The 2,344-nt window shown below is 39.2% G+C and carries 3 protein-coding genes; 2 read left to right on the forward strand and 1 reads right to left on the reverse strand.

Translation table 11 applies throughout. From position 1 onward, the window contains the following. The first annotated feature begins 154 nt into the window (after window positions 1–154). Window positions 155–730 (forward strand): TetR/AcrR family transcriptional regulator, encoded by a 576-nt coding sequence (locus FFM74_RS13440; protein WP_137627125.1) that lies wholly within the window; start codon window positions 155–157, stop codon window positions 728–730. Beyond that, window positions 727–1,317 (forward strand): NAD(P)H-dependent oxidoreductase, encoded by a 591-nt coding sequence (locus FFM74_RS13445; protein ID WP_137627126.1) that lies wholly within the window; start codon window positions 727–729, stop codon window positions 1,315–1,317. The genes FFM74_RS13440 and FFM74_RS13445 overlap by 4 nt, the downstream gene beginning before the upstream one ends. An 8-nt stretch (window positions 1,318–1,325) precedes the next feature. Here the strand turns inward: FFM74_RS13445 and FFM74_RS13450 are convergent. Then, window positions 1,326–2,113, reverse strand: a protein-coding gene (locus FFM74_RS13450; protein ID WP_137627127.1) for an IS5 family transposase whose coding sequence is annotated in 2 segments (ribosomal slippage) — window positions 1,326–1,855 and window positions 1,855–2,113 — 789 coding nt in all. Because the reading frame shifts where the segments join, the coding sequence is not laid out codon by codon here. Window positions 2,114–2,344: the final 231 nt, after the last annotated feature.

Consider the following 2,344-nt stretch of genomic DNA (forward strand, 5'->3'; position numbering starts at 1 on the left):
TTCCATCATCGCTACCTCGCTTTTTAGGCTAATTATACTCAAAATAAGTTTACCTGAAAAATTTTGCACCAGAACCGAAAAAACAACAATTGTTCCAGTCACTTTACATCCATAGGGTAACGGTGTTATCTTTTAGTCAAAAGGAAGTGTTTTAATGGCTGGAAAAAAGAATCATACCAAAGACGAAATTGTCTCACTGGCAATTCGTCAAATCAAAGAAACCGGATACCAATCCATTTCATTACGGCGCTTATTAGGTGACTTGCATCTAACAACCGGATCGTTTTACAAACACTTTGACAATAAAAATGATCTGTTCACAACCATCTCGATCACCTTATCAAGTCAACTCAGTCAGCATGCTCGACAATTCGTTCTGGATGCAAAACCAAGTACCCCACTTGCGTCTTTAATTGTCCTTGGTGAATTTATGATTACCCAATTTCAGGAGCAATCTAATTTAACAGAATTCTTATTTTATAATCCAAGCGTTCTGGCAGTTTATCAAAGTGATCAAAAAGATCAGTTTCCACTGCTGAATGATGTCCAAGCACTCATCCAAAATATTAAAGTGACTTATCATATTACCGACTCAGTGGATAATCTGTTCATTAAGGTTTGGTCGTTCATTCAAGGCTACGGCATTCTGATTCAAAATGGTGCTGCTAAATATGATCACAAATTATTAACTAATGCCGCAACTGAATTGATTGGAGTTGAGCACCCATGAAAAAAATTATTGTTGTTTACTGTCATCCTTACGTCAACAGTTTTAATCACGCCATTTTGGAACAAGTTATCAATAATTTAAAACAGCAACATTTGAATCCGGAAATGATTGACCTATATGCAGAACAATTCAACCCCGTGTATGATCAGGAAGAATTGCAGCTATTTCACAGTGGTCAAACCCACGATCCGCTCGTGACGAAATATCTAAACTTACTACGACAGGCTGATGGGATTATTTTTATCACACCAATTTGGTGGAACAGTATCCCAGCCATGCTTAAGGGATTCATTGATAAAGTAATGAAGGAAGGTGAAGGCCTAACTCATACCGTTACAAAGACAGGCATCCGCGGTGAGCTGGTTAATCTTAAACGTGCGTATGTTCTGACTACTTCCACTTCCCCAACATTTTACCTTCGATGGTTTTGCGGAAATGCCGTCCAAAAAATTTTTATTAAAACAACATTGAAACAACTTGGTATTAAATCTGGCAAATGGCAAAATTTTGGTGGCATTAGCAACGCGAAATCAGCTAAACGAAACGCTTATTTACAAAAAATTGCCGAAATGCCATTCCATTTTTAAGAAGCTGTCTAAAATCTCTTAAGTAATAGTGCTAAAAACGCTAAAACGACCATTTGCAGACTGGTGGTTAATTGACGCTCACAATTTTTCCAAAGTCGCCGACAATTCTCTAGCCAACTAAAAGATCGTCCAACTACCCAACGTTGGGGCATGACTTCGAATCGATGCAACTCACTGCGCTTCGCAACCTGCACGGTTGCGTTTAAATTACTGGCTACATCGAGCTGAAAATTAACGCCTGAATAACCACCATCAACTAAGACATTTTGAACCTGGCGTAAATGCATGGCATGTAAAGCGATCATTGCACTGGCCCCGTCTCGATCAGAGACGTTCGCTCGCGTCATGTGAATGGCCTTCGGAAAGCCATTGATATCAACTGCCAGATGGCGCTTAATCCCCGAGATTTTCTTACCAACGTCGTAACCTTTGTTTTCAACAGTAGCGGTGTTTTTGACGCTCTGAGCGTCAACGATAATAAAGGAAGTTAAAGCTGAACGTCCTTGGTAAGTTCGCCGAGCAATGACAATTTTTTTAAAACTTGTTCCAATAAAGAATCAGCCGTAGGCTCAGCTTTAGTTGACCAAATTTTGTAATAGTTGTAAACTGACCGCCATTCTGGGAAATCACCGGGGACTTGACGCCATTGGCAACCGGTTTTCAAGACATATAGGACCGCACAGAAGACCTCGTAGAGGTCATATTTTCGAGGCTTAGTTCGCTTACGAAAATTTTCTAAAGCTGGTCGAATTAATTCAAATTGTTGCCGAGTAATATTGCTGGGATAATTTTTCATAGCTTAAACTCGCTTTTTACATAGAAGTATATCAAAAATCATAGATCTTGGACAGCTTCTTACAACATTAACGCAAGAATTAAAACCCTTGTCTAGAAGTGAGCTCACGGCCCTGATCCCGCAATACAGCGATATAACAATTAAACGAGCTCTTAGTGAATTGAAGAAAAGTCAGCGGATAAAACTTATTGGCAAGGGAAGGTCGTCAAAATATATTTTGAAAAATTAAGA

The organism is Lactiplantibacillus pingfangensis (genome assembly GCF_005404945.1).
GTDB classification, from domain to species: Bacteria; Bacillota; Bacilli; order Lactobacillales; family Lactobacillaceae; genus Lactiplantibacillus; species Lactiplantibacillus pingfangensis.